We start from the raw sequence: 22,139 nt of genomic DNA, 5'->3' as shown, positions 1-22,139 counted from the left end.
GGTTTTAGCGATTAAATTTCGCGTTGATATTTTTCCAAAATATCTACTAAGTTGACCTGGCATTGCAACGGCAGGAAATCGATTAAAGGCAGTTCACGTTTGCCGCCACCAATTTTTACTGTAATTGATTGCAAGACTTGTGTAACTCGGTCTTCACTTACAGTGTTGGAAGTAATTAAAGGATATAGTTGTTCGGCAACAAGTGTATGCAGTTTGGCATTAGATAAATAAAGATGCCATTTGGCAACGTCTATATAGACGTTTTCACCAATTTCAGCTGCTAGGGCTTCAAGTAGTTCTGCGGTGTTAGTCTTAGCCATAAAAATAACCCTATATTGAGAAAGAGCGCGAAATTTCAGGCTTATTTACATTATTGCTCAATTAACGAGGCTGATTCCACTGCCACAGGTTACAATCGCCCTAGCATCAGTAGTCCATCTTCAGGTGGATTTGGGTGGAGTTTCGGTGTAGTTGGCGATCGCACTAATATAAATTAGATGCACCAACAATATCACTAACCAACTGACAGTCAACCAGGGCAGCCACTCCCAGCTAGTGCCTTTCAAGATGTGGAAGAACCACAATCCAGAATTGATAGTAGCAGCGATCGCCACATGCACGGCAAAATTCATCCGGTCATCGATTTTGCGATACTCTGGGTCATTGCGATCGGGTTTGCGAGGCCAACGAGGAGGCATAAATATTTGTTACAGATTTAAATACACCCTACTCATTCTAAGGTTTTTGGGTATGTCGTTGCTATCCCAATACTGCTCGGATAAGCAGGGGAGGCAGGGGAAGCAGGGGAAGCAGGGGAGGCAAAACTCAACGCCAGCCCCCATTTCTCCCCCTGCTCCCCCTGCTTGCCTCAACCAAGAAATTCCAAAACCTACGCAGTATTGGTTGCTATCCTTCCTCAGAAAGCAGTCATAATCGAAATTGAAGGTTAAGATTAGCTCTTTTAAATCCTATGACTATGTTTGGGCAAATAGACTCTGACCTCCTCTATCCAGACAGCGATGGCAAACCAATGGCAGAAAACACAGAACAGTATCGTTGGATTGTCTTGATCAAGGAGAATTTGGAGATTCTATTTGCGAATAATAATAATGTTTTGATTGTAGGAGATTTGCTTTGGTATCCCGTCCGTTCCCAGTTGATTACGCCAACTGCACCTGATGTCATGGTTATCTTCGGCAGACCAAAAGGCAAACGTCGTTCCTATCGTCAGTGGCAAGAAGACAATATTTCACCCCAAGTAGTCTTTGAGATTCTTTCCCATAGCAACGATACCAAGGAAATGGATCGCAAGCTAGAGTTTTACGATACTTATGGTGTTGAGGAATATTACTTATACGACCCTGAAAGTTTTCAATTAGATGGTTGGTTGCGGCAAAATAACCATTTAAATAAACTATGGCAAATGGATGGTTGGATGAGTCCCCGCTTGGGAATTAAATTTGAAACTGGGCAGGGAGAGTTAGTAATTTACCATCCAGATGGACGAAAATTTTTGAACACCCTGGAACTCAATGAACGCGCACAACAGGCTGAGTTCTTATTGGAACAAGAACGCCTACGCACCGAACAATTGGCAGCACACTTACGTAGTCTTGGCATCGACCCTGACAACCTTCCATGAATCGGCTGGGTTGGGGGAGATGAGGGGGATGAGGGAGATGAGGGGGATGAGGGAGGAGATGAGGAGATTGGGACAGAGGAGGTAATTCCAAACTCCTAACTCCTAACTCCTAACTCCTAACTCCTAACTCCTAACTCCTAACTCCTAACTCCTAACTCCTAACTCCTAACTCCTAACTCCTAACTCCTAACTCCCCATGCCCCATAAATGATTCATCAACCCAGTGGATGACCTTTGCATTTTTTAAGTTACAAATGATTCATCTGTTTGATAGAGGGAGCAAATATATCCACTTGTGAAGATGGGAATAATCTTTAGAGGTGGACAAAAATGGCTAAGGCAAACCCAGTTGAAATCCAAAAACACTTGAAAGGTGTTGACTATCCTGCTAAAAGGCAAGATTTGATTCAACACGCTAAAAAGCACGGAGCAGATAAGGAGATTATCTCTTTGTTAGAGAAAGTGCCAGGAGACAAAGAGTTTGAAAGCCCCACGGATCTGAATAAAGCTTTAGGTGAGATAACGTAAATTATTGCCCTGGCGGGGAATAATCTCCTGATTTCCCGCCACTTTTACTGATTAACCGAATTGATTCAATTTGAATCGACTTTTCCAAAGCTTTGGCCATATCGTATAAAGTTAAAGCCGCAATAGAAACGGCAGTTAAAGCTTCCATCTCTACCCCGGTTTCAGCTTTGGTTTTGACTGTGGCTTGAATTTCATAACCAGGTAGTTCGGGATCGGGTGTAACCTCGATCGCAATTTTTTGCAAAGGTAACGGATGACATAAGGGAATTAAGGCAGATGTTTGCTTCGCCGCCATAATGCCAGCCAACCTCACAGTCCCCAACACATCGCCTTTTGGCACATTTCCGGCTTGAATTGCAGCAAAGGTTGTCGGCAGCATCCGCACCTTGGCAGCGGCTACTGCTTGGCGGATCGTGGGTGCTTTTTCAGACACATCCACCATCTGTGCTTGTCCTCGATCATCTAGGTGGGTTAAGTTGCCAAAATTAGATGGAAAATTATCTTGCGTCATTTAGTGAGAAGTGTTAATATAGTTTCTTGTCAAGGGCGTGTAGCTCAGTGGACTAGAGCACGTGGCTACGGACCACGGTGTCGGGGGTTCGAATCCCTCCTCGCCCGTTTTTTGAAGTTAGCAGTTAGGAATTAAGCTCCTAGCTGTTAACTTCTAACTTACTTTAAAGCGTATGTATCTGGAGCGCGACCTAGTGCAAAGCGCAAGGAATTAGAGATATCTTTGCTGGACTTGGTGAAGAAAATCACAAGTGCCAGAGAAGTTATCACAGCACCATAGCCAAACATATTGCGATAGCCTACAACTTCTGCAATGGAACCCAAAAGAGGAGCAGCGATCGCAATTCCCAGGTCAAACCCAGTTACGCAGATAGCAAAAACTCGCCCCCGTTCTTGTGGGAGCGATCGGTCTGCCATCATCGTCACAGTCATCGGTATAACTGTACCACCACCAGCACCTTCAAAAATCGCCGCCAGTAAAAAACTACTTACACTCTGAGCCTGCCACAGCAGTATCAACGCCAGAGTATAACAAATTATACCAATGGTGATAAACAAACCACGACCGAGGCGATCGCTGGCCTTACCAGCCAATACCCTGATACTAAAACTAGCAATTGCCCCAACTGTAAAAAATAACCCACCATTAAAATCTATCTGAGTTGATTTGATGAACAACGACACAAAAGTATGTACAGTACCCGCAGATAAACCAACCAGCAACATTATTAAAGTCGGAACTCTCACCCGTGGACTACTGAGAATTTGCCAAAACTTCTGATTATTGTCTTGAGTTTGCTCTGTTGTCTGTATTGGTGGATTCGTGACTTGTACAATTGCCAAGAGAGCGACAAAACCCAACTCAGCAGCAAATAGAAACAACACCCCGTAACCAGTTGTAGCTTCTAAATAGCTTCCCAAGGCAGGGCCAATTGCTAAACCAATGGGAGTTGCTAGAGTCATGTAACCAATGATTTCACCACGTTTTTCCGGTGGAGCTAAATCTGCAACTAACGCACTGTAGCCAGTGGTAAAAGCGGCAATGCTAACACCGTGAAAAATCCGCACCAAGATCAATAGCCCAATGGATTGAGTTGCCAAATAACCAAAAGGTGCGATCGCAGCTACTATCGTACCAATCAACAAGACAAATTTTCGACCACGTTCATCAGCTAATCGTCCCAGCATCGGCCGAGTTAGCAATAAACCAACGGCAAAACTGCCCGCTACAATCCCGATTTCTTGCTTAGTTGCGCCCACATACTCAAAATAAAGCGGTAGAGTTGGTAAGAGCGAAGTCAAGCTCGACCAGAATAATAAACCTGCTGTAAATAAAATCAGCAGGTTGTACCGCAGTTCGGTGTCAAAGGTATTAAATAGTTTCAAGGTAGATGCAATTTAATGAGTTTTTTGTTATTTGTCATTTGTCATTTTTCCTTAGTCTTTTGTTTAGAGTCAACCAATATTTACTCTTAACTATTTACTAATGACCAATGACCAATGACTAATGACAAACCATTACTATTGTTACGTTAGTTAACCTTTTTTGCTACCACCTCTCGCACGCGATAGATAGGCCGTCCTTGGGATTCATGATATGTACGCATGAGCAATTCTGCTAAAAGGCCAAAGCAAAACAACTGCACTCCAGTTACAAGCAACAGAACTGCCAAAATCAGTAAAGGGCGATTGCCAATCATCTCACCGAAAGCTAATTTGATGAACGTCAAATAAATGCCGATTACCGTCCCCGAAACCATTGAAATCAAGCCCAACAGCCCAAAAACATGCATCGGGCGTGTGAGGAACTTTTTCATAAACAAAATGGTTAACAAATCCATCAACACCCGAAAAGTTCGCCAAATTCCATACTTACTGCTACCAAAGCGGCGGGCGTGATGACGCACGGGCATTTCAGTAATTCTCGCTCCTTCAATATATGCCAAAGCAGGTAAAAACCGATGTAATTCCCCGTAGAGGTTCATATCTGCTAAGAGTTCTGCACGATAAGCTTTGAGCGAACAACCATAGTCATGAATATTCACGCTAGTGGTGCTGCGAATTAGCCAGTTAGCAATTTTAGAAGGAAGTAAGCGATTTACCGCACCATCTTGGCGTTTTTGTCGCCAACCACTCACCAAATCGTAACCTTCATCCAGCTTAGCCAATAACATCGGAATATCAGCTGGGTCATTTTGCAAGTCAGCATCCAAAGAAACGATCGCTTTACCTAGTGCATAATGAAATCCAGCAGCCATAGCCGCAGTTTGGCCGTAGTTGCGACGCAAAATCACCGCCTTTAAATCAGAACGGGTTTGCGCTTCTTCCTTGAGAAATTTCCCGGAACCATCCGTAGAACCATCGTCTACACAAATGATTTCATAACTTATCTGACTAGAAGATAATGTAGATGCGATCGCCTCTAATAAAAACGGTAAACTTTCCACTTCATTATGTATCGGCACCACCACCGAAACATCTGGGACAATTGCCGAAATCGCCCCATTCAACCCTTCATAAACCAACCCACTCCCCATATTCCTCTGTGTCCTCAGCGTCTCTGTGGTTCGTAACTTTTAAAAACTCTACCAGCACCTCGCAGCTGCTGATAGTACGACTGACTAACAGCATCCCCCTGTTCCGAAAGAATATCAATCCCAATTCCATTGCGTCCCTGTTCCTTCCCAGAACTATGAATGTAATAACCATCCGCCAAATAAAGCCCCACATGGGTTGCTTTTTGACTAGTTCCAAAAAATACCAGATCCCCAGCTGCTAATTCTGCAATGGTAATTGGTTGAGTAAATCCTTCCTGTTGATAAGCATCTCTCGGTAACCAAACACCCACCGAAGCAAACGCCGCTTGCATTAACCCCGAACAATCATAATTTGGCGCTACGGTACCACCCCAAAGGTAATAATTTGATTGTTGCATCGCTTTTTGGGTAAAATCGATAACCTCTGCGAGCAGTTTTTGAATTTCAGATTCAGAAAATGTTGCAGCCTGATAAAGTACAGTAGCAGGTTGTAATACACCCAAATCTGAAAAAGATACCCATCCCGGATAGTCATCTTCACGCAAATACACCTCAACCGCCGAATTCTGATGATTTGATGTTACCCATAAATGTCGCCCAGATGCGGCTTGAGTTGCTAAGCGGGTACACTCAGGAGAATCGTATAAGTTCAAGTCAGCTAGACACTGATACTCTCCTGATTTTAGATTTTGGATTTGGGATTTTAGATTAAAGGACATTATTCAAGAATGATTTTTTTTAATAAAGACGAACAACTCGAAAATCTTGGGTTAGGCATTTTAGATGCAACTTGGGCAGCATTTCCCTCCTTAGCCCGCAATCAAATTGCCTTGACTTGGGTTGTTTACGATCCACCTGTGCCGGTAAATACTGGCGGTGCCCTGACTCCCAACGCTTTTTGGAATCACCCAGTTCGGGGTTTTAATTATCGCGGTGTTGAACGGATTTATCCTGCAAGTGTAGTCAAATTATTTTACTTGGTAGCAGTAAATGAATGGCTGGAAAAAGGCATGAGCCAAACTTCTAAGGAGTTGGAGCGAGCCTTGCGGGATATGATTGTAGACTCTAGTAATGATGCTACCAGCTTGGTTGTGGACATTCTCAGTGGCACCACCTCAGGCCCAGAACTACCAGCAGCCCCATTTGAAACCTGGAAATATCAGCGTAATATCGTTAACCGCTATTACCAATCCTTGGGATGGGAAGAAATGGAGACGATTAACGTCTGTCAAAAAACTTGGGGTGATGGTCCCTATGGACGGGAGCGGGCGTTTGTGGGAGAGTTACTGGACAATCGTAATATGTTGACCACAAATGCGATCGCCAGACTACTGCATAGTATTATCGGTGGAGTCGCAGTTTCAAGTGCGCGATCGCAAGCGATGATGGCTTTACTCAAACGCAATCTCCAAGATTTGCCCACTTATTTCGAGGAAGATCAAGTAACAGGTTTTTTGGGCGGTGGACTGACTAAAGATGCCCAAATTTGGTCAAAGGCCGGTTGGACAAGCCAAGTTCGCCATGATGCCGCGTATATTGAGTTACCAAACCAGCGCCCCTACCTTTTAGTAGTATTTACTGAAGGCAAAGCCCAGGCTAAGAATCGTGAAATTTTGCCCTTTGTTTCCAAGTTAGTTGCAGAAGCAATTAGCAGTCTCTAAAAGGGATTGGGGATTGGGGACTGGGGATTGGATATTGGTGTCAACTTCCGCTCAAACAATTGTTCCACATACGCTTTACCCCACCCCCAACCCCTGACAGGTGTAGGTTTTTTAGATTTCGCGTTTTGATCGACGCAAAGACGGGGAGACGCGGGGAAAGATTTCGGAACGAAAAAATGGGCTTTTTCAGACTGAATGTGAAAAACCTACACTTGTGAGACCCCCAACCCCTCCCCTTGGTAAGGGGAGGGGTGACGCGGTGAGTAATGGTAAGTGAATGAACTCAATATCGCGTCTTGACAAGGATTTCACGTTAAGTTGACACCTATGGGGATTGGGGATTGGATATTCCCCCTTACCCCTCATCCCTTTGGCTCCTTATTCCCAGTCCCCAATCCCCAGTCCCCAGTCCCCATATGTCTGTAGATTGATGCAATGTTACGGGCATCATCAATGCCACGATGATGTGTGCCTTTCAATTCTATCCCCAACTCATTGAGAGCTTGTGCCATACCAAATTTTTTAGACACGCCAAGGTATTCGGAAAATTCCTCTTTGATGTTTATGTGTTCTGAACTAAAAGGATAAGGAAAATTATGAAAGGCGCAATCTTGAATAAATTGCTTTTTATCGTAATTACCCCAAGAACAAAAAATATGATTGGGAAATAAATCAATCCATTCTTTAAAGCGAGAAATCGCCTCTAGAAATTTTGGTGCTTCATCAACATCTTGCTGGCGAATACTAGTCAATTCTGTGCAAAAAACTGTCAGATGTGGATGTCTAACAGGTTGGATAAATTGCTGAAACTCTGAATCAATTTCCCAAGTTGCTCGATTGAGCATCACTGCACCGATTTCGATGATTTCCATTTGATGACGGGGAACAGTGCCACTGTCACAGCATGTAGCCTCCAAATCAACTATCAAATAATAGTGGGATCTTTTAGTTTTCATATCAGGTATAGGACTCCTATTTTATTTTTGAAAAAACTCCGTACATCTGGAGAGTAGCGAAATCAAAGGTAGTGTGTCAGATAAACCATTCAAACATCCACTTTAAATGAGAGAACGAAGGAACCAAAGCACAAAAACGTCGAACCGATGTTTTAGCCTGCAACCAAATATCTTCAATGGGATTTTGTACTGGGCAATTGGGAGCTTTAGCGTTCGCAATGTATTTTCCATTGTTCAGATGACAACCCAAGATTTACCTCGGACAAAAAACCTCGAACTTCTTTAGAACGGTGGTAACTAGCGCCATCCCAAAAAATTAGTAATTGCTGATCGGGAGAGTCAGCTAGCAGATATTGTAGGTAATCAATAGTATTTTTTGAATTTCCCGCATCATAAGCTTTGAGAACTAATTTTCCTTGCAGATAGTCAATTGCCCCATAGTATGTCTGCTTATCTCGTTCATTAACAACTGGGACTGCTATTTCTTGGTCACTTTTTCCCCATACGCAACCACTTAAATCTCCCCACATTAAATGGCATTCATCAATTAGCAGTACTCTCAACTTTCCTGTTTCGATTTCCTCTCGGTGATGTGCCAGCAATGTCTCAATCTCTTTTTTTTTGCTGCAACAGCATTCTCGTCGGCTTTGGGATTCAGCTTTGTGGTTTTCTTCCAACTGATGTCAGCGGCATCAAATAAGTCGTAGTAACTTTGTTTTGAATCATAAACTACGTCGTACTCAAAAGCTAATTTGTACTCCAGTTCACCCAGTTCCCAGCAGTTCTTGGTTTGCAGCCAACTCAACACTTCTTCTCGCTGTTGAGCACTCAGGTAGCTTTTTCTGCCTTTGTAGTTCAAGCACAGTCCATTAATTCCATCGTGCTCGTAGGCTTGTTTCCAGCCTGTTATCGAGCCTAAAGACACATCTAGAATAGCTTGGATTTCTTCGTACAAGTAATCTTGGTAAATCAATTTAACTGCCAAAGCTTTTCAAGATCACGGGCATCACGACAAGCTGCTATGAAATCTTGTAACTGAGCGTTAGCGAAGCTCGCCGAAGGCATCGGAGTTGCCACTCCTCCAGCTAGTATTGCCGATTGTAGATGCTGGTTTATTATTGTCTGCTCTTACACTTGTCAATCCATCCGTATTATCTCGTAATCTTTTTCAAAAATCAAATAGGATTTTTATAGGTAATATTATTACAAATTATTACAAGTTTTGTCATATATTAATATTTGCAGCCCTGCTTGCAGATATCTATATTTGTTTAGCGGCGAATTCCATTCGGCAAAATATTTAAACCCATGAGTCAAATAGTCTGGATTGCAAGACACGCCAACCGCCTCGACTTCGTAAACCCTGATTGGTTTCTCACCGCCGAAAGACGCTACGATCCACCTTTGTCTGATGATGGTATGGTTCAAGCCCAACAGTTAGCAAAGCGCTTAAAAGGAGAAAAGATTGCCCATATTTTTGCTTCTCCCTTCTTGCGAACCGTACAAACAGCAAACGCAGTTGCAGAAGTTCTCAACTTACCAATCAAACTCGAAACAGGTTTGAGTGAATGGCTAAATCCAGCTTGGATGACAGAAGAACCTGAAAGACTCTCAACTCCAGCCTTAGCAGAATTATTCCAGAGAATTGATATTGGCTACACTCCGCGCATCGGCGTCAATTATCCTGAAACTCACGAAAAAGTACGAGAACGTTCTGGACAAACTGCTAGATGTCTAGCCAATGAATTCTTCCCACAGGATATTCTGCTAGTAGCGCATGGTGCATCTGTGTTGGGCGCAGCAATGGGGTTGGTGGGGGAAATTGCCAAAACCGAAGTCAAAGCTTCTTTATGTTCTTTGGTAAAAGTGGTGCGTCAGGAACCAGAATGGTTATTAGAACTAAAGGGAGATACTTCCCATTTAACTCACATAGAAGAAGTTATTCGATTCGCTTAAATCCTTCATCAGGATTTACGATCGCACCTTTCGCTATGTTGGGTATATCCTCCAAAAAAAAGAATTAATTCCCCAATAAATTCTATGACTTTGTTACTTGCGGGAGATATCGGCGGTACGAAAACTATTCTGCGATTGGTTGAAACATCCGATTCGCAAAGCTTACACACTATTTATCAGGAAAGTTACCACAGTGCAGATTTTCCGGATTTAGTACCCATAGTGCAACGGTTTTTGGCTAAAGCTAACACACCATTACCAGATAAAGCTTGTTTTGCGATCGCCGGTCCCATTGTCAAAAATACTGCTAAGCTGACAAATTTAGTCTGGTTCCTGGATACCGAACGTCTACAACTTGAGTTGGGTATCCCGTACATTTCTTTGATTAACGACTTCGCCGCCGTCGGCTATGGGATTTTTGGTTTACAAAAACAAGATTTGCACACGTTACAACCTGGTAAATCTCAACCAGAAGCCCCCGTTGCCATTATTGGCGCTGGTACCGGCTTAGGGCAAGGATTTTTAATTAAAACGGGAAATTACTATCAAGTCTTTCCCTCAGAAGGCGGACACGCTGATTTTGCTCCCCGTAACGAAATCGAGTTTCAATTGTTGAAATACCTGCTGGGTAAACATGATATCCAGCGCATTTCTGTGGAACGGGTGGTTTCAGGAATGGGAGTTGTGGCAATTTACCAATTTTTGCGCGATCGCAAATTTGCTACTGAATCACCAGACATCGCCCAAATCGTCAGAACTTGGGAACAAGAAGCCGGACAGGAAGAGAAAAGCGTCGATCCTGGTGCTGCCATTGGTACAGCCGCACTCCAAAAACGCGATCGCCTCTCCGAACAAACCTTGCAATTATTCATAGACGCTTATGGTGCAGAAGCCGGGAATCTCGCCCTCAAACTCCTACCTTACGGTGGCTTGTACATCGCTGGTGGAATTGCGCCCAAAATTCTGCCATTAATTCAAAACAGCGATTTCTTATTGAACTTCACCCAAAAGGGTAGGATGCGATCGCTCCTCGAAGAAATACCCGTGTATATTATTCTCAACTCCCAAGTCGGGCTAATAGGTGCTGCTTTATGTGCTGCTAGGTTATAACAGCTGGCATCATCAGTGAGATTAGCATCTCAAAAGGCAAAAAATATGACAGTTAAAAGTCTGTTGCCATTAATAGCCCTTACTTTTGTCTGTGGTGGATCTGTTTTAGTCCAAGCGCGTCAACCCAAACCTCAGGCGGCCATTGTCAAACCCAAACCAACTGTTTCTCAACCTGTGCAACCACAATGGAAATTATTCACTGCTCCAGATGGGCGCTTTAGTATTTTGATGCCAGGAAGACCCAACAGAGAAACCCAATTCCAAAAAACTTACATGGGGGAAATTAACTTAGAAATTTTTGTCGCTCAACCACCAAAACAAGAAGTAGCATATATCGTTACTTACAATGATTTTCCTTACAGCTATGGAGAAATGACAGACCCCCAAGCTGTACTTAATAATGCGCGGGATATGGCTCTGAAAACTACGCAAAGTAATTTAATTAGTCAACGAAACATTCGGAGTTCAAATAATCATCCCGGCAAAGAAATTGAGTATATCAATTCTGGAGGAAAAATCACTAAAAGTAGAATGTATGTTGCCCAAGGCAGATTATATCAAGTAATGGCAATAACGACGAAAAAACAGCAAAAGACATTAGCTAAAACTATTACGGGATATTTAAATTCCTTTCAGATAGTTTTGAAAAAGTGAAGTCAAGGGGATTGGGTACTGGGTGCTAAATCAAAAAATTCTAGTGGTGGATAAAACCCACCACCAAAATCTCAAAAACCCTTCCCAAAAAGCAAGAGACGCGATAAATCGCCGTCTCTATAAATAATTGATTGTTTGTTTTTTGTAGAGACGCGATGAATCGCGTCTTCACTTCACCCAAGGATGTGTTGCAATCATTAATTGAATTGGTATTATGAGCGATCGCCCTTGTGATAAAAATCATCTCTACCTTCAGAAAAAATTGATCCGTTTGCCTTATTTCCCACTTCCAGGGGGGAGGGGCTAGGGGAATCTTTGGCTGCTGAGCGACAATCACATTGGCTAGATTATTTATTTAACTTTTTTTAGCTGGTATTATACAAATTATACGCTATTCAACCGCTTTATGAAACATGATTTCTAACACTAGGATGTCATGCTAACAAGAATTACCAAATTACATAAAACCAAGTGAAATAAATGGCTGATATTATTGATCCTGCCGTTAACGCTGGTTCTTTTAGCGCCTTAGTTGATGCAATCAAGGCAGCAAATCTGATAGATACTCTCACAGATATTGACTCGTTTATCATATCTGCACCTACAGATCAAGCTTTTGCAAAACTGCCAGCAGGTACTGTAGAGACATTGCTGAAGAATATTAACAAGCTCCAGGAACTTTTGACATATCACATTGTTTCTGGCAAGCTGATGCCAATAAATACCTTTGAAAGTCCAAGTTTGAAAATTGATCCTTTCTATAATCTCAAGGTAGATTATGTCCCACAGTTTCAAGACCCAATGTTGTTGATGATAACGGTATCATCCACATCATTGTTGATTCCTCGGTAAATAAACATATAGATAGCGAATAATGTCTGTGGGCTAAAAATTATAGCGTTTATCACTTCTTGTTTCCATGCAATACACCACGATACACGTTAGGAAACATTGCTCACTTTCCCTTAACACTGGGCTAAGGGGACTGTAGTCTTAGGCCTATTGTTTGACTTATCAGAAAATACCTGTTTAGAAAACGAGACCAAAAAAATGAAGAATGTCTCTATATGGGACTACCCTTTAATCTGTGATTCAAAATTCATCCTCTGGCCTCAAATGCTGGATTTGCCTGCTCATTGTGCTAATCGAATTCTCTGTTGCTGCGTCAATTACACTCGCTAGGTTGAGATTGTTCGGATTACGAATATTAAAAATTTGTACTTTGAGTGTGTTGTTTGTTTAGGTAAAAACTATTATCTCAAGTGTTATGATAAAATCATCAAACAATGCTAAACACTGTAGTTTGAGTAGATAAAATTATAAAATTATTGGCGATCGCATTTGATTATCTGAATAAATTTACTCATTTAATACTTAACATAAAAACTAGCTATATACAGCGCTTTGCAAGTAAATCAAGTACACCCCTCCCCAACCCTCCCCTTGCCAAGGGGAGGGTGCGCGACAGCGCGGGTGGGGTATTTTTGTACTTCACAAACTTGAAATCTGATACAGCAGATTTTAATTTCAGGATGAAATAGAAGGACAAATATTTAGTTTTTGCAGCCCAATTCGCAGATATTTGGCTAAAAGCGGTTTTTCGATAATGTAATTTGTTGCATAATTTTTAGGGATAAGCTCTACTACTTGTTTCACCAAATTGGGGAAGTCTTCTGGTGCTTGATCTGATAGAGACCGACCAAGCCACATTAAGGCTATTATCTCTGCTTTTTGTTCCTGGGATAATTCGTCAATATATTTATGTAGTATGTTGACTGAACATCTTCCTGTCATGTTGAAATCCTCTAAATAATTAGACAATTTATCTATAAATGTTTCTGGTCGATTTACGATCGCAGTTCCCCTTGTTCCATAGATTAATTCAGCAGTTTCAATAACTTTCGATATTTTGTTAATTGACAATAAGATCATATTTTTATGTTAGGGTTTGAGTCAATCAGCAGAAATTTATCACTAGAGATAAATTAACAATTTCTGTGACCAAAACTTTCTGAATAGAAAGATATACTCAGATAATATCTATGTAATGCAACTATGATTAATAATCAAGCAAGTAGTTAGTAAGTAACCCTGCATTCTGTACTTAAGCATTACAGATCAGTGTTTGAATTCACGTATTGCGAAAGGACTGAAATATATAAGATCAATGTATAACGTTTGATTTTGTCACAAAAGTTAAAAAAAATCAGAGTATGTGTTAGGTTTTGTATAAGTTTAAAAGATTAGAATTGTGACAGCAGAGTAAAAACTATAAGATTCGAGATATTAATAAAAGTTTAAAGTTTAAGTTCATGATTTGAGGAGCAGGGTTTTTGTCCTATGGTCAAGCGATCGCTCCAAGCATCACTCACTGGAATTCAACAGGCTAGAACAGCCTTTGGTCGCAAGGGTTGGACACAAGACAATCTAGCAGCAGAAGTCAACCTCAAAACTAGACAACCAATTTGGCGGTTTTTCAGTGGTCGTGCCGTTGAGCGTCATACCTTTATTGAAATTTGTATGGTGTTGGAACTGAATTGGCGGCAGATTGCGATTAATCCTCCGGCAGAATTCTTAGAGCTGGAAGAATATATCCAGCCCCCTGTTTTAGATATTGATGCATTAGTGCGACAAGTGCGATCGCAACGCTTCGAGAAAATTCAAGACCAGTGTGGTATCTTGCAGTTATTGGATATCAGCCGTCCTGTTGCGATCGATGACATATATATAGATGTGAATATTTTGGAGGAAATAGCCAGTCAACAATACTTAGAAATCACTGAACTGCAAAACCTCGATCCCAAAGAATTTGACCGTTTTGGCTTAGGTGAAGCTAACCAGAATCAGATACCTGGTACACAGGCAGTTGAAACACATTCCAAACTCAGGGTGCTAGGTAAACCAGGAGTAGGTAAAACCACCTTTTTGCAACATCTTGCCATTCAGTGTAACCAAGGCGCATTTGCCGGGAATCAAGTGCCAATCTTCATCACACTGAGGAATTTTGCCCAAGAGTCTAAGATTAACAACCAGTTCAGCCTATTAAACTACATCCGCCAGGAGTTTCTCACATCTGGAATTTACGATCCCTCAGTCATAGAAACCTTGCTAAACGCAGGCAGAGTATTACTATTGCTTGATGGCATGGATGAAGTTGTTAACCAACAAAGCAATGCTGTCTTAGGCGAAATTCGCAGATTTTCAGAGAAGTATCACAAAAATCAGTTGGTGGCTACCTGTCGAACAGCAGCTCAAAGACTCAGACTCCGGGGCTTTACCGATGTTGAAATTGCCCCATTTACCTCAGAACAAATCATCGCCTTTGCTCAAAAATGGTTTGTGGCCTTTAGCAAAACTAACACTGAAGATGGTCAGGCACAGTCCGTTGAGTTTATTCAAAAGCTGGACTTAGCTGAAAACTGGCAATTTCGCCAACTAGTCATCACACCCCTATTTCTGCATCTTGCCTGCTGGGTGTTCCACGGTCAAGAAAAATTTCCCACTAAGCGCACTGACTTTTATAAACAAGGTTTAGACCTGCTGTTGGGTAAATGGGATGAAGCCAGAGGTATTGAACGGGATAACGTTTACCGGGGGTTTTTATTACCACAAAAGCTCAAATTGTTAAGTCAGATTGCAGCAGCGACATTTGAGCAAGGTCAGTACTTTTTTGAGCAACGCGTCGTTGAGCAATACATCGGTGACTATATTCAGAATTTGACTAAAGTGCCGATGGATGCAGAAGAACTACAAATAGAAAGCGAAGCAGCACTTAAAGCGATCGAAGCTCAACATGGGTTACTAGCAGAACGGGCGCGGGGAATTTTTTCCTTCTCCTATCTGGCTTTTCAAGAATACTTCACAGCAAGGAAAATCGTTGCCAGCCATAACCTACAGGCATTAGAGCAAGCCCTGGGAGGTTTGGTCAGTCATATCACTGACCCACATTGGCGGGAAATCTTCTTGTTAACCGCTACCATGCTCCGGAGTGCAGACTCTCTGGTACAGTTGATGAAGCAACAGATTGATGCACTGGTTGGCGAAGATCCTTATTTACAAGAGTTTTTGACCTGGGCTAGCCAAAAGTCCCGCACTATTCCAACCCAACCAAAAGATGCGACAGTTCGAGCATTTTACCTTGCCTTAACTCGGACTCCTCACATAGCTTCTCACTTTGCCCTAGCCAGCAGCCTGGACCAGGGGATGTTTCTAGATGCGGCATTAGATAACCTACTACTGGAGTGTGCAATTGATGGTAGCCAAGACTTTGCCCACATCCACGCCTGCGGAGATGCTCTCTCGAATATTTTAGGCATTGTTTTGGATGTTGGACTTTATAAATCTCTGCAACAACTCTCCGACCAATTTCCAAATTGTCGTCAAAGTCAAGAACGGTTTCAGCTATGGTGGCAGACAAACTATTCAGCTTGGGCTGAACAGTTAAAGATGACGATCGTTAATTATCGCAACATCAACCATCAGTGGCAATTTAGCGCTGAACAACAGCAAGTTTTGCAACGCTACTATGATGCCAATCAATTATTACTTGATTGCTTGCATAGCAATTGTGAAGTGACGCCTGCGATCAGAGAGGAAATTGAAGCCACCTTATTGTTGCCTCAAAAGGAAATTGAAGACAGGGAATGGCAATAGTTTTCTTGCTTAAGTCCCCAAAGAGGTTTGTATTGCAAAAATGATTGTGACTACATTTTATATCGTAGTTAATCAACTCATTCACAAAATCAAAGAACACCAAGTTTATATATAGCGTTTCCTGGCCTAATAAGGTACACCTGTAGGGGCACGGCACTGCCGTGCCCTTACACCTCCCGATATCATGTTGTACCGCATCTGAACGGGAACCCCCATAACAGAGCTTTCAGGCAGTAGAAATTGATGAAATAGATCCAGAAAACTGTTGTGTATACCCTTATTTGAAAAGTTTTATTACGTTTTGTGTCGTAATTAATCAACTCATTTAGCAAATCAAACAATACCCGCTGATAGTAAATGAACAGAACCAATTAATTGTAGGCATCTAGTAGTTCTCTGTACTTTTTATTTGACCTATCCGGTTGTCTCACCTTTTTAAGGCTACGGATTTTTCAGTCCACTTTGCATTTAAAATCCTAATTGCAGGTCTTAATTATGAATTTAATCAATAGCTATTGCTTAACACTTGGGATACTCAAAGGTGTACGAGTACTCGTTGTAGACAACGATCGCGATAGTAGAGATTTGTACACTTTTTTGCTCAATGACCTGAGCGCAAACGTGATTACCGCTAGCTCCGTAAAGGAAGCTTTAGAAATTCTCAGTTGGTTTAAGCCCAACATTCTGGTGTGTGAAATTAGATTCTTAGGTGAAAGCGTTTATACACTGCTAGATATATTGAGTGCTATGGAAGCAGACAATGGTAATCATATCCCAATCATTGTGACTTCAACATGCACCACAGGTACTCACGATCAAATCCCAGATGTAGACTTTGAAGAATATTTACTTAAACCATTCGACCTTGACGAATTGGTTTCCATGATTAAAAATCTCATACAGGGTGAGGTAGCGCAAAATCTTCGCCACGGTGTAGTAGCTTGACAGTAGACATCTGCAAAAATTGATATCCCTTGACGGTTGACACTCATCAGCGATTAGGTAAATGTACAAGTTACAGCAATTTTCAGGTAAATAGACCACATTGTAGGGCAGCACAGCTGTGTATAGCTGTCAACTTAACGCGAAACGGGCGGTTAGAAACCGCGTCTACACGAAACTTTACCCACCGACCTGGGTTTCAAATCCTTCAGGTTAGGGACTTCCAGTTAAAAAAATATCCCGTCGTAGGGGCGCATAGCTATGCGCCCCTACAAATGTACAAATAATTTGGGATAGTTTATTTTTTGGAAGTCCCTTATAGCGGTTCCCATTCATATGCGGTACAACGTTATATCGCAAGGTGTAGGGGCACGGCACTGCCGTGCCCTTACGGGTGTACCTCACGTAAACGAGAACCGCTATAAAGCTTTAGTGTCAGCTTAGTGCTGGAAAATAAAACTTGTATGATCGTTGTTAAAGTTCTCCTTTAGCAATATTATGAGCGAATTACAAACACAACTAGTAACTGATACCTGGATAGCAGTAACTTGGAATGAATATATCCAAATAATTGAAAATCCTGCCTACGAAAAAGCTAAGGGCTACTACCACAATGGATACATGAGGATTGAAATGCCACCAATCGGAAATGACCACGCCAGCGACCATACTATTATTCTGTTTGCTGTTAACTTGTTTGCCACCATCAAAGACATTGCTCTAAATGGCAAGGATAATTGTACATATCGAAAAACAGGCTTTAATGAAGCTCAACCTGATGTATCTTACTACATTGGCGAGAACGCTGATGTTATTCCCTACGGCACTTCTATTATTAACTTAGATATCTATCCAGCACCAGATTTAGTCATTGAAGTTGCCAATACTTCACTTGCTGACGATCGCGGCGAAAAACGGCTGTTGTACGAAGATTTAGGAGTGAAAGAATACTGGATTTTAGATGTTCAGAATGTGCAAATTATGACCTTTGCAATTGAAAACCAAGGTAGTCGGCGAATTACTGAATCTCAGGTATTACCAGGATTAGCTATTTCTTTATTAAACGAAGCATTACGGCGAACTCGTCAAATGAATCAAAGTCAAGTTGGTGCTTGGTTATTAACTGAGTTTCAAAAATAATCCTCTTGAAAATCAAATGTGTATCATCTGGCGAAATAATATCTGCCAATGTGGCTAAAGTCACCCATTCAGGTGAAGGCATACAGATATACTAATGCCTAGTATGAAGGAAGATTAAGCAACTATGAAGCTAATCATGCGTCTGGTTGTTCAGTTGATTTATAAAAATTTAATCCCAAAACTTTAAAAACTCGGTATTCTGCACTTGTCCTCTAACTAAAGGCTACTCCCATACAGCAATATTTACAGGTTTCTATAATATGGTTACGCACATAGAAATTCCAGTTATCGGCAAAGTTAAGTATCCATTACGCTGGCTGATTGGGCTGATGGCAGGGGGTGCCTTGGTTGTTGGTACAGTCCTAAATTATAATTTGATCACTCAAGGGACAAAGGAACAAGACATCGATCGCCTAACTGTCCCAGTTGCAGCCCAAAACGTTACGTTGCGGATAACGGCTAGTGGTAAAGTCGTACCAGTGCAGAGTGTGAATATTAGTCCCAAGAATCCTGGTGTGCTGTCGCAATTGTACGTTGAACAAGGCGATCGCATTCAAAAAGGGCAAATACTCGCCCGTATGGATAGCGCCAGCATTGATGCCCAAAAAAGCCAGTATCTTGCCAACTTAGCGCAAAGTCAGGCACAGTTAGCCGAAGCCCTTGCTGGTAGTCGTCCTCAAGAAATTGCTCAAGCTAGAGCGCGATTAGCCCAAGCCCAAGCCCAGCTAGCCCAAGCCCGTGCGGGTAATCGTCCCCAAGAAATTGCCCAATCTCAGTCCCAAGTGGATGCAGCTCAGGCAAAGGTGAATTACACTGCCGAGCAAGTCAAGCGTTATCAATATCTATATAAAGAAGGCGCAGAAAATAAACAACTACTCGATCAAGCCATCAGCGAAGACAAAAGCGCCAGAGCCAATTTAGAAGAAGCGAAAAAACGATTGTCGTTAGTCAAAAGTGGGACTCGCAGTGAAGAAATCGCCCAACGTCAAGCAGCTGTGAATGAAGCACGCGCAGCATTAGTACTGTTGGAAGATGGCACCCGTTCCGAGGAAATTGCTGCACGTCAAGCAGCTGTCGCATCCGCTGAGGCTCAGTTGAAAGGTGTGCAAGTGCAGTTAGAAGATACAATTATTCGCGCTCCCCTTTCCGGAATCGTCACCCAAAAGTATGCCGATCCTGGTGCGTTTGTCACGCCCACAACTTCTGCTTCTACCAGTGCATCAGCAACTTCCAGTTCAATTGTCGCCGTAGCACGGGGTTTAGAAATATTAGCTCAAGTTCCCGAAGCCGATATTGGCAGAATCAAACCGGGACAACAAGTGGAAATTGTCGCCGATGCTTATCCCGATCAAATTTTTAAAGGACGCGTGCGCCTGATTGCTCCCGAAGCAGTAGTTGAACAAGGTGTGACATCCTTCCAGGTGCGAGTTGCTCTGGATAGTGGCATAGATAAACTGCGTTCTGGCTTAAATGTGGATCTGACGTTTTTAGGCGATCGCGTTAATAATGCCTTAGTATTACCAACAGTTTCCATCGTCACCGAAAAAGGTAGAACTGGCGTACTCGTACCAGATGCAGACAATAAACCCCAATTCCGCGAAGTCACAGTGGGGGCACAAATCAAAGATCAAACGCAGATTTTAGAAGGAGTTAAAGAAGGCGATCGCATTTTTGTTAACCCACCCAAAGACTACAAAATCGAAAAGGCTAAAGAACAGGAAAATAAATAATCTCAAATTGGGGACTGGGGACTGGGGACTGGGGACTGGGGACTGTTTTCCTAATACCCAATACCCAATACCCAATACCCAGTCCCCAATACCCAGTCCCCAATACCCAATACCCAGTCCTTTTAATCCAAAATAGGCATGAATTTTTTAGAAAGTGTCCAAATGGCGGGGAAAACCCTGTTATCAAATAAGCTGCGTAGCGCCCTGACGATGTTGGGTATAGTTATTGGCAACGCCTCAGTGATTGCCATGATTGGCATTGGGGAAGGTGGGCAAAAGTTTGTTAATAAACAACTGGAATCACTAGGGCCAAATGTGCTGTTTGTGATTCCAGGAAATCAAGAAACTCAACGCATTTCCTTTGAAGTGCCAAAAACTCTGGTGTTGCAAGATGCCGATGCCATCGCCTCTCAGGTGCCAACAGTCATAGGAGTTGCACCAGAGTTAAATAGAAGACAAGTGGTGACTTATCGTAACAGAAATACTGATGTTAATATCATTGGCACAACTCCCAGCTTTTTATCAGTGCGGGATTTTGAAACTGAGAAAGGCAGGTTTTTCAGCGAAGTAGACATCAAGCGAAGCAACCAAGTAGTTGTATTAGGTGCAGACTTAGCAGAAAAACTATTTGGTAATAATAACGCCATCGGTCAGCAATTGCGAATTGGCAATACCAGCTTTCAAGTGATTGGGACATTAACAGCCAAAGGTTCCAGCGTGGGAGCAGATTATGATGAAGCTGCTTTAATACCGATTACAACCTCTGCAAACCGCCTTGTCGGAAAGAATTCTCCCTATGGTATCGCCTTAGATTACCTCGTCGCCGCTGCTCGTGATAGTGATAGCGTCGATGCAGCAGAGTTTCAAATTACGAATTTGCTGCGTCTACGACACAAAATTAATGGTGAAGATGACTTTACTCTCCGCACCCAAAAAGATGCTTTGCAAACTGTTGGTCAAATTACAAGTGCATTGACAATTATGCTAGCAGCGATCGCCGGCATATCGTTATTTGTCGGCGGCATTGGCATTATGAATATTATGCTAGTCTCCGTCACCGAACGCACCCAAGAAATTGGATTGCGAAAAGCGATCGGTGCAACAGAACAAGATATTTTGCTACAGTTCATCATTGAAGCAGTGATAGTTTCCGCAGCTGGCGGTTTAGTTGGGACTGCCGTTGGTGTCAGTGGTATTCTGTTAGTGGGAGCTTTAACACCTTTAGATGCAGGAATTTCCACGATGGCGATCGCTATGGCTGTGGGTGTTTCTGGCGGTATAGGTTTATTCTTTGGCGTCGTTCCCGCACGCCGCGCCGCTAAACTCGACCCCATCGTTGCATTAAGAAGCGCTTAGAAACTATTTATAAAGTCAATCTGAAGTAGGGTGCGTTATGGCTTTAGCCGAACGCACCGGCAAAGAATTCCTTTTTCAACATATAGGACTCATATTTGATTTTTGAACAAAACTCAGTACACCTTTATTGCTCCTTCCCAGTCCCCAGTCCCCAATCCCCAGTCCCTTACCTCTACAAGTCATTCAGAAATCAAATCGGATTGCTATAGTGGAGTATCCTTTTGCCTGAGATGGGTAGTTTTGTGGATTTATTTCATTAAAACTTCAACGAAATAATTACGAGTTTATCTGTATTTTTACTCATTTTTATATCGATTTGTTCTTTGAGAATGAGTGCAATCAGCAAATGCGAACGCTAAATCAACAAATGCGAACTCCGAATCAACAAATGCGAACGCTAAATCAACAAATGCGAACTCCGAATCAACAAATGCGAACTCCGAATCAACAAATGCGAACTCCGAATCAACAAATGCGAACGCCGAATCAGCAAATGCGAACTCCAAAATAACATTAGAAAGGGGAAACTAGAACATCTAGTTCCCTCCTCTTATAAAGGCTACGGCGGTGTATACACAAGTTGAATTACCCCCCTTAATCCCCCCTTGGAAAGGGGGGAAACAAGAGAATCTTGTTCCCTCCCCTTTATAAGCGGTGTATACACAAGTTGAATTACCCCCCTTAATCCCCCCTTGGAAAGCAGGGCTGTTTCATTCCCCAAAGAGCTTTAAAAATCAAGGGTTCTAGCAATTAAAAATTAGTTA

21 protein-coding genes, 1 tRNA gene and 2 pseudogenes are annotated in these 22,139 nt (G+C 42.3%); 14 read left to right on the top strand and 10 right to left on the bottom strand.

The genetic code is table 11. The features are described 5' to 3' along the window. Positions 1–11: 11 nt before the first annotated feature. Entirely contained in the window at positions 12–320 is a 309-nt protein-coding gene (locus IQ276_RS10900; RefSeq protein ID WP_190878166.1) for a DUF3181 family protein, read from the bottom strand. A gap of 120 nt (positions 321–440) precedes the next feature. Next, entirely contained in the window at positions 441–698 is a 258-nt protein-coding gene (locus IQ276_RS10895) for a hypothetical protein (protein ID WP_190878168.1), read from the bottom strand. 278 nt (positions 699–976) lie between these two features. On the opposite strand from IQ276_RS10895, the gene IQ276_RS10890 reads away from it, so the two are divergent. Next, entirely contained in the window at positions 977–1,642 is a 666-nt protein-coding gene (locus IQ276_RS10890; RefSeq protein ID WP_235115582.1) for a Uma2 family endonuclease, read from the top strand. A 330-nt stretch (positions 1,643–1,972) separates the two neighbouring features. Continuing rightward, positions 1,973–2,170 (top strand): DUF2795 domain-containing protein, encoded by a 198-nt coding sequence (locus tag IQ276_RS10885; RefSeq protein ID WP_193922301.1) that lies wholly within the window; start codon positions 1,973–1,975, stop codon positions 2,168–2,170. A 1-nt stretch (position 2,171) separates the two neighbouring features. Here the strand turns inward: IQ276_RS10885 and moaC are convergent, their stop codons facing one another. Beyond that, complete coding sequence (gene moaC / locus IQ276_RS10880; protein WP_193922303.1) at positions 2,172–2,681, bottom strand: cyclic pyranopterin monophosphate synthase MoaC; 510 nt, start codon at positions 2,679–2,681, stop codon at positions 2,172–2,174. A gap of 33 nt (positions 2,682–2,714) precedes the next feature. Between moaC and IQ276_RS10875 the strand changes: the two genes are divergently transcribed. After that, positions 2,715–2,788 (top strand) — tRNA-Arg (locus IQ276_RS10875). Positions 2,789–2,839: 51 nt separating this feature from the next. On the opposite strand, the gene IQ276_RS10870 is transcribed toward IQ276_RS10875, so the two are convergent. The 3 genes from IQ276_RS10870 to IQ276_RS10860 all read right to left on the bottom strand — a co-directional run bounded on the left by IQ276_RS10870 (position 2,840) and on the right by IQ276_RS10860 (position 5,936). Continuing rightward, positions 2,840–4,066: an MFS transporter gene (locus IQ276_RS10870; protein ID WP_193922305.1), complete on the bottom strand. Its 1,227-nt coding sequence runs from the start codon at positions 4,064–4,066 to the stop codon at positions 2,840–2,842. A 146-nt stretch (positions 4,067–4,212) separates the two neighbouring features. Beyond that, complete coding sequence (locus IQ276_RS10865; protein WP_190882620.1) at positions 4,213–5,217, bottom strand: glycosyltransferase family 2 protein; 1,005 nt, start codon at positions 5,215–5,217, stop codon at positions 4,213–4,215. Positions 5,218–5,231: 14 nt separating this feature from the next. Beyond that, positions 5,232–5,936 carry a C40 family peptidase gene (locus IQ276_RS10860; protein ID WP_190882619.1) on the bottom strand — a complete coding sequence of 235 codons (705 nt, stop codon included), beginning with the start codon at positions 5,934–5,936 and terminating at the stop codon, positions 5,232–5,234. 9 nt (positions 5,937–5,945) lie between these two features. On the opposite strand from IQ276_RS10860, the gene IQ276_RS10855 reads away from it, so the two are divergent. After that, positions 5,946–6,878: a serine hydrolase gene (locus tag IQ276_RS10855; protein ID WP_193922307.1), complete on the top strand. Its 933-nt coding sequence runs from the start codon at positions 5,946–5,948 to the stop codon at positions 6,876–6,878. 362 nt (positions 6,879–7,240) lie between these two features. On the opposite strand, the gene IQ276_RS10850 is transcribed toward IQ276_RS10855, so the two are convergent. Then, positions 7,241–7,834: a 3'-5' exonuclease gene (locus IQ276_RS10850; RefSeq protein ID WP_235115581.1), complete on the bottom strand. Its 594-nt coding sequence runs from the start codon at positions 7,832–7,834 to the stop codon at positions 7,241–7,243. Positions 7,835–7,910: 76 nt separating this feature from the next. After that, positions 7,911–8,899, bottom strand: a pseudogene (locus tag IQ276_RS10845) (IS630 family transposase). A 243-nt stretch (positions 8,900–9,142) separates the two neighbouring features. On the opposite strand from IQ276_RS10845, the gene IQ276_RS10840 reads away from it, so the two are divergent. The 3 genes from IQ276_RS10840 (at position 9,143) to IQ276_RS10830 (ending at position 11,554) form a co-directional block, all read left to right on the top strand. Then, entirely contained in the window at positions 9,143–9,790 is a 648-nt protein-coding gene (locus IQ276_RS10840; protein WP_190878145.1) for a histidine phosphatase family protein, read from the top strand. Between the two features lie 84 nt (positions 9,791–9,874). Next, the gene (locus IQ276_RS10835) at positions 9,875–10,900 is read left to right on the top strand and encodes a glucokinase (RefSeq protein ID WP_193917646.1); all 1,026 of its coding nucleotides are present in this window, start codon (positions 9,875–9,877) and stop codon (positions 10,898–10,900) included. Between the two features lie 45 nt (positions 10,901–10,945). Next, a complete protein-coding gene (locus IQ276_RS10830) occupies positions 10,946–11,554 on the top strand; it encodes a hypothetical protein (protein WP_193917644.1) in 609 nt (202 codons plus the stop codon). Positions 11,555–11,594: 40 nt separating this feature from the next. Here IQ276_RS10830 and IQ276_RS10825 read toward each other — a convergent pair whose 3' ends face one another. Further along, the gene (locus IQ276_RS10825; protein WP_193917642.1) at positions 11,595–11,798 is read right to left on the bottom strand and encodes a hypothetical protein; all 204 of its coding nucleotides are present in this window, start codon (positions 11,796–11,798) and stop codon (positions 11,595–11,597) included. Positions 11,799–12,034: 236 nt separating this feature from the next. Here IQ276_RS10825 and IQ276_RS10820 point away from each other — a divergent pair. Further along, positions 12,035–12,429 (top strand): annotated as a pseudogene (locus IQ276_RS10820) (fasciclin domain-containing protein). A gap of 652 nt (positions 12,430–13,081) precedes the next feature. Here IQ276_RS10820 and IQ276_RS10815 read toward each other — a convergent pair. Then, positions 13,082–13,486: a DUF3775 domain-containing protein gene (locus IQ276_RS10815; protein WP_193917640.1), complete on the bottom strand. Its 405-nt coding sequence runs from the start codon at positions 13,484–13,486 to the stop codon at positions 13,082–13,084. Between the two features lie 408 nt (positions 13,487–13,894). On the opposite strand from IQ276_RS10815, the gene IQ276_RS10810 reads away from it, so the two are divergent. The 6 genes from IQ276_RS10810 to IQ276_RS10785 all read left to right on the top strand — a co-directional run bounded on the left by IQ276_RS10810 (position 13,895) and on the right by IQ276_RS10785 (position 21,886). After that, positions 13,895–16,207, top strand: a complete 2,313-nt coding sequence (locus IQ276_RS10810; protein WP_193917638.1) for an NACHT domain-containing protein — start codon at positions 13,895–13,897, stop codon at positions 16,205–16,207. 495 nt (positions 16,208–16,702) lie between these two features. Then, on the top strand, positions 16,703–17,152 hold the full coding sequence (locus IQ276_RS10805) for a response regulator (RefSeq protein ID WP_193917636.1): 450 nt from the start codon (positions 16,703–16,705) through the stop codon (positions 17,150–17,152). A 495-nt stretch (positions 17,153–17,647) separates the two neighbouring features. Continuing rightward, positions 17,648–18,289 (top strand): Uma2 family endonuclease, encoded by a 642-nt coding sequence (locus IQ276_RS10800; protein ID WP_193917634.1) that lies wholly within the window; start codon positions 17,648–17,650, stop codon positions 18,287–18,289. 260 nt (positions 18,290–18,549) lie between these two features. Continuing rightward, positions 18,550–20,019, top strand: coding sequence for an efflux RND transporter periplasmic adaptor subunit (locus IQ276_RS10795; RefSeq protein WP_193917632.1), 1,470 nt, complete (start codon positions 18,550–18,552; stop codon positions 20,017–20,019). Between the two features lie 138 nt (positions 20,020–20,157). Further along, positions 20,158–21,375: an ABC transporter permease gene (locus IQ276_RS10790; RefSeq protein ID WP_190878129.1), complete on the top strand. Its 1,218-nt coding sequence runs from the start codon at positions 20,158–20,160 to the stop codon at positions 21,373–21,375. A 346-nt stretch (positions 21,376–21,721) separates the two neighbouring features. Beyond that, positions 21,722–21,886: a hypothetical protein gene (locus tag IQ276_RS10785; RefSeq protein WP_235115580.1), complete on the top strand. Its 165-nt coding sequence runs from the start codon at positions 21,722–21,724 to the stop codon at positions 21,884–21,886. Positions 21,887–22,139: the final 253 nt, after the last annotated feature.

Source organism: Desmonostoc muscorum LEGE 12446 (assembly GCF_015207005.2).
Classification (GTDB): domain Bacteria; phylum Cyanobacteriota; class Cyanobacteriia; order Cyanobacteriales; family Nostocaceae; genus Nostoc; species Nostoc muscorum.
This window is presented reverse-complemented; position numbering and strand designations above follow the sequence as displayed.